The 4878-nt window shown below is 52.6% G+C and carries 6 protein-coding genes and 2 pseudogenes; 5 read left to right on the plus strand and 3 right to left on the minus strand.

Going from position 1 to position 4878, the window contains the following annotated elements; genetic code table 11:
* Positions 1 to 830, plus strand: an 830-nt coding sequence (locus AC1DUO_RS23275; RefSeq protein ID WP_477988969.1) for a substrate-binding domain-containing protein, incomplete at its 5' end; no start/stop codon positions are given.
* A gap of 607 nt (positions 831 to 1437) precedes the next feature.
* On the opposite strand, the gene AC1DUO_RS23280 is transcribed toward AC1DUO_RS23275, so the two are convergent.
* Complete coding sequence (locus tag AC1DUO_RS23280; RefSeq protein ID WP_477988971.1) at positions 1438 to 2142, minus strand: alpha/beta fold hydrolase; 705 nt, start codon at positions 2140 to 2142, stop codon at positions 1438 to 1440.
* Positions 2143 to 2275: 133 nt separating this feature from the next.
* Complete coding sequence (locus AC1DUO_RS23285; protein ID WP_443568113.1) at positions 2276 to 2779, minus strand: DMT family transporter; 504 nt, start codon at positions 2777 to 2779, stop codon at positions 2276 to 2278.
* 72 nt (positions 2780 to 2851) lie between these two features.
* Here AC1DUO_RS23285 and AC1DUO_RS23290 point away from each other — a divergent pair.
* The 3 genes and pseudogenes from AC1DUO_RS23290 to AC1DUO_RS23300 form a co-directional block, all read left to right on the plus strand.
* Positions 2852 to 2941, plus strand: a pseudogene (locus tag AC1DUO_RS23290) (helix-turn-helix domain-containing protein); the annotation flags it as partial.
* 60 nt (positions 2942 to 3001) lie between these two features.
* Positions 3002 to 3598 (plus strand): LysR substrate-binding domain-containing protein, encoded by a 597-nt coding sequence (locus tag AC1DUO_RS23295; protein WP_443568115.1) that lies wholly within the window; start codon positions 3002 to 3004, stop codon positions 3596 to 3598.
* 59 nt (positions 3599 to 3657) lie between these two features.
* Positions 3658 to 3762 (plus strand): epoxide hydrolase N-terminal domain-containing protein, encoded by a 105-nt coding sequence (locus AC1DUO_RS23300; RefSeq protein ID WP_443568117.1) that lies wholly within the window; start codon positions 3658 to 3660, stop codon positions 3760 to 3762.
* Positions 3763 to 3847: 85 nt separating this feature from the next.
* Here the strand turns inward: AC1DUO_RS23300 and AC1DUO_RS23305 are convergent, their stop codons facing one another.
* On the minus strand, positions 3848 to 4360 hold the full coding sequence (locus AC1DUO_RS23305; RefSeq protein WP_443568119.1) for an SDR family NAD(P)-dependent oxidoreductase: 513 nt from the start codon (positions 4358 to 4360) through the stop codon (positions 3848 to 3850).
* A gap of 55 nt (positions 4361 to 4415) precedes the next feature.
* Between AC1DUO_RS23305 and AC1DUO_RS23310 the strand changes: the two are divergent.
* Positions 4416 to 4832 (plus strand): annotated as a pseudogene (locus AC1DUO_RS23310) (IS630 family transposase); the annotation flags it as partial.
* Positions 4833 to 4878: the final 46 nt, after the last annotated feature.

Raw genomic sequence — 4878 nt, forward strand, 5'->3', positions numbered from 1 at the left:
GTGTCGGTACTAAAAATAAAACGATTGGCGTACTGGCACTGGATACGGTAACCACACCTTTTTCGGTCGAAATCACGCTGTCAATTGAGGAGACTGCCCGCGCACACGGCTGGAATAGCTTCGTGGTTAATATGTTCTCTAATGATAACCCTGACGATATTGTCGATCTGCTTCTCGCTCACCGGCCCGGGGGCATTATTTTCACCACTATGGGATTGCGCGAAGTACACGTTCCGCTCAAGTTGCTGACGCATCCCTGTGTTCTGGCAAATTGTGAAAACAAAGGGGAGCCGGTTGCCTGTTACATCCCTGACGATGAACATGGGCAGTACAGTGCAGTTCAGGCATTGCTGGCAGCAGGATATCGTCGGCCCATCTGTCTTCATTTACCGGTCAACCACCTGGCGACATCCCGTCGCCGAAAGGGGCTCGAGCGCGCCTGTCATGAGGCCAGCATCGATCCTGACAAGCTGGATCATTGCTATATGCAATTTGGCGACGAGCACTACCGTGATATTCCCGACATCCTGTTGGCCCATATTCATCAGGGGATACCGCAGTTTGATTCGGTGATTTGTGGGAATGACCGCATTGCATTCATGGTGTATCAAACCCTTTTGGCTAAAGGAATACGTGTCCCTCTGGATATCGGTGTCATTGGGTACGATAACCTTGTGGGAATCGGCAATCTGTTTTTACCCCCTTTATCGACGGTACAATTACCGCATTACGAAATTGGTCGGCTGAGTACGTTGCATATTATTAACGGTGATAGCAGCAAGGGGAGGGTACTGGTAGATAGCCCCTGGCTGTCTCGTGAGTCATTTTGAAAGCGAATTGACCGTTTGTTCAGTTCCTGATGAAGTGTGTGAGGTAAATGGTGCCAGTAAGATTACGGATTATAAGTGAAACTGAGAAAACACCGCTGGGACTTCCTTTCTGATTTATCCTGGCACCAATATTGGGAAGGGATCACGTTAGGATTTGTTGGCGAGGTCCCAGAAACATTTCCGAGCTCTATTGTACCGACGGCTAGTAATCTATCTCAATTGCTCAACAGGGCAGTAAATTCGGAGGCTAAATTTTTGGGCAATATCGCCGCGAATTTCCCGTTTTCCAAGCGGACCCCTTATTGACCCTCAAACTTAACTTTTTTCCTAAGCCAGAGACGGATTATCTCAATATGCTCCATTTTACGCTCCAGAGGTAACCAGTGCCCGGCCGGTAAGTTTACAACTGTCAGGTCACTGCATGCGGACCGCATCGGCTCACCCTGCTGGTTTCCTCTGATCCCAATCGCCGTTGATAAACAGCACAGGCTGAGACAGATGTCCTCCTCCGGGTGCTCTGCGAGCGTACGTTATGTTTGCGCTATCATTGAGATACCATGAACAGGCTGGTCGGAAACCCGTCATCCGGAATGAATTAACCAGTGTGTCAAAATCGGCCTGTGGCCACAGCGCAGGATCTGGTTTTACAGGCGGTGCACAATGTGCGGGACCAAAAGCGGCCGCCAYTACGCGTGACGAGTGCATTCGGCGAAACCCTGTTGACTGAGTCAGGGCTTCCGGAACGATATATTGATGCCAGCGAAGCTTCTTTATGGGCATCCAGGTCGGCAACCGCTTGGTCGAAGTGCGTGGTATAGTAGCGGAAGTAGTCCCACTGTCCATCCGGATACTCATTGGCCGGATAAATATGTCTGTCAACCAGCGGTACGAGCGTGGGAAGGGCGTTCGCATCGGGAAAATAAGCCAGTGAGGTCAGTACAATACCCCGTACCCGCCAGGATTCATGCGCCGCCAGTTGACCGGCCACCACGCTRCCCCAATCATGGCCCACCCACACGGCGGGCTGACCACCGAGGTGGTCATGCAGTGCTGTCATATCTGAAACGATTTGTTCAATTGCGTAGGCCTCGCGGGTTTCAGGCGTAGCTGACCTGCCGTACCCGCGCAGGTCGGGTGCAATACAGTGCCAGCCGTCCTCCGAAAACGCTTGCATCTGCGCACGCCACATCAGGCTCAGCCCTGGCCAGCCGTGCAGGAATATCATAAGTGGCCCGGCATGCGGACCGCATTCAAGGTAGTGCGTGATGCTGAAAAAGCGCGATTCCAGCGAGTGCTGATGAGTGTCGGTCATGGTGATGTACGCCTTCTATACTCAGTGTGTAGTACGGTTGGGCCGGGGTATACGCCAGATGAAAAGATGTATCTCCGTTAAGTAATTCTGCTCAGCAGGGCGCAACCAGAGCACTGTTGAGCTTTTTTATCCCTCAGATTTTCTTTCTGCCAGTGCTGACAATAAGTATTACCCCGCACAACGATATGCCGGCAGCCGTCATTTTCAGGCCGGTCAGGGGTTCACCAAAGACAGCGGTGGCGGCAACCATTGCCACGACGGGTGCAACATAGAAAAAGCTGTTTGATATCGCCGGGGAGGTACGGCGACTGAGCCAGATAAACACGCCGTAGCCGCAGACGCTGCTAATCAGAACCAGATAGCACAGCGACCACCATGCAGCGGTACTGACATCTGATAACGAAAAGCTCTTCAGCTCTCCGGATAATACTACCGCTGCCCACAGCACCARGCTGGCTGAAAAGAACTGAATAAACAGCGCAGTTATCCCCGTGGCGCCCCTGGCGTTACGGGTAAGAACAACCGCCCCGAACGCCCAGGATGCGGTTGAAATCAGTATGGCAAAGATACCCGCTGCACTGTTTTGGCCTCCCTGGTGACTGCTGAACACCAGCAGCGCTATCCCGGCAAAGCCCACGACCACGCCTGTCAATTGGCGTAAAGGGGGGAGAGTTTTATCCCTTCCCCATGAGATAAGTCGGGCAGAACTCAGTCAGCGCTGAGCATACAGATTATCCGGCTTGAACAGCAGCTTGACGTACGCCTGCTTCACCGGACTGGCCGCGGCGTCAGGCCGACGCCCGAAGGTGAGCTTCTGCTGTCCTATGCCCACCGTCTCCTCACGCTTGCAGAAGAAGCGGTGAATCAGTTACAGGGCTGGTCAGAAACCATGACTTTCAGCTTGGGTATTGCTGAAAATTATGCCATGACGGTTTTCCCTGCCATCCTTCGTCGCATACGCCAGCAGTTATCCGGCATGCATGCTCGCGTGGTTGTGGATTACGATGAAAGGGTGGCAAAGGGCTGGCAGAGCGGTCATTTGGACATCGCCATCGGTGCAACCCGGTTTTTCAGTGCACCGCCAGAAAAAAGCTGGCTGTCACAGCTTCACTGGGTATGTGCACCCGACTGTATGCCCGATCCGCATCAGCCTCTCGCGCTCATTGTTTACGGTGAAACCTGTTTTATGCGGGAAATGATACGGCAGGCAGTTACCGCTGCGGGTTTTGAATACAAAATTGTCGTTACTAGCTCAAATATGGGTGTCATTACAGCAGCCATCGAAAGCGGGATGGGGATCGCGCTCATCGGACCAGATATATTCCGGCAGAGCACAATGAAGAAAGTGGGCCTGCCTTTACCCGATCTGACGCTTAGCTATGGCATGTATGTCGCACCGCACCGTAACAAAGCTCTCGGAAGAGTTCTGGAAATTTTAGATAGTTTTTTTTATTAAGGTACCCAGTCCTAAACTGAAGGAAACCCTTGGCCTTGAAGTAAAGCAGGGCTGGTTGCATGGAACTTCTGCAGCACCTCTGCACCTACTGGGCCGAATCATTAGACTGGCGCAGCGTTGAAGCCCGTCTGAATGAACTTCCTCAGTCGTCATGGCTAAGATAGGACTCACCAAGTCCGTTGTCGATAAGGCCCAATCCCAGACGCAGGCTGTCGAACTCGGGCATGAGCGAGTGAAAAAGCGTGCGCCTTATGCAATTGTCTGAACGACACCGGCGTCAACACGCAAGGAAGTGCCCGTTGTCGCCGAAGCCTGCTCCGAGCACACATAGATGACCAGGTTTGCGACTTCTTCGGTTGTCGCGAAGCGCTTGATGAGCGTTGTCGGACGCGTCGTGTTGAGGAACTGCTGCTCGGCTTCCTCTTGCGTGATACCCTGCGCCTCCGCAGCCGCTTTCATCCAACCACCCATGATCTCCGAATTGGTCGGACCGGGGAGGACGGAATTGACTGTGACGCCCGTTCCGCCGACCACCTCGGCCAGGCCCCTCGAAATGGCGAGCTGAGCGGTTTTGGTCATCGCGTAGTCGATCAAGTCCACGGGGATAGCGAGTGCGGACTCGCTATTGATGAAAACGACACGACCCCAGCCGCGCTTCATCATGTTCGGCACATGGTGGCGGGAGGCGCGAATACCACTCATGACGTTCAACTCGAAGAGATCGGTCCACTCGCTGTCGCCGATTTCGAAGAAGGGCTTCATGCGTCCCGTGCCGACATTGTTGACGAGAATGTCAGCATCCGGCACCCGCGCAAACTTTTATCAAGATGAAGTCGATATCGACATGAACCCCAAAATCGGTGCGGACTGGATGCATCAAGGGCAACAGAAACATATCGCCACACCGGGTCAGAACCAAAAGCATTATCGGGCTGGAGCACTACATTCTGGCACCGGAAAAATCCACTACGTCAGCGGCAGCAGTAAAAATTCTGATGTGTTTATCAGACTGTTAGTGGTATGACGGTGTACATACCGGGGAGCGAAAACCATTACGCTGGTTCTTGATAACTACGTCATTCATAAAAGCCGCAAAGTAGAGCGCTGGCTGGAAAAGAACACGAAGCTCCGGTTGTTATTCCTGCCGACATATTCACCGTGGCTGAACCCAATAGAACTGCTGTGGTTATCACTACACGAAACCATAATGCGAAACCATCAGTGCCGTTATATGTGACATTTACTGAAACAGGTCAATCAGTTTATGAGGGCTGCTTAAC

The sequence above is a fragment of the Rahnella sp. P4_A8 genome (assembly GCF_056402435.1).

Bases quoted from the DNA above. Each gene is read 5' to 3' on its own strand.
- AC1DUO_RS23305 (WP_443568119.1), bottom strand. From the start codon at position 4,360: ATGAAGCCCTTCTTCGAAATCGGCGACAGCGAGTGGACCGATCTCTTC.
- AC1DUO_RS23300 (WP_443568117.1), top strand. From the start codon at position 3,658: ATGGAACTTCTGCAGCACCTCTGCACCTACTGGGCCGAATCATTAGAC.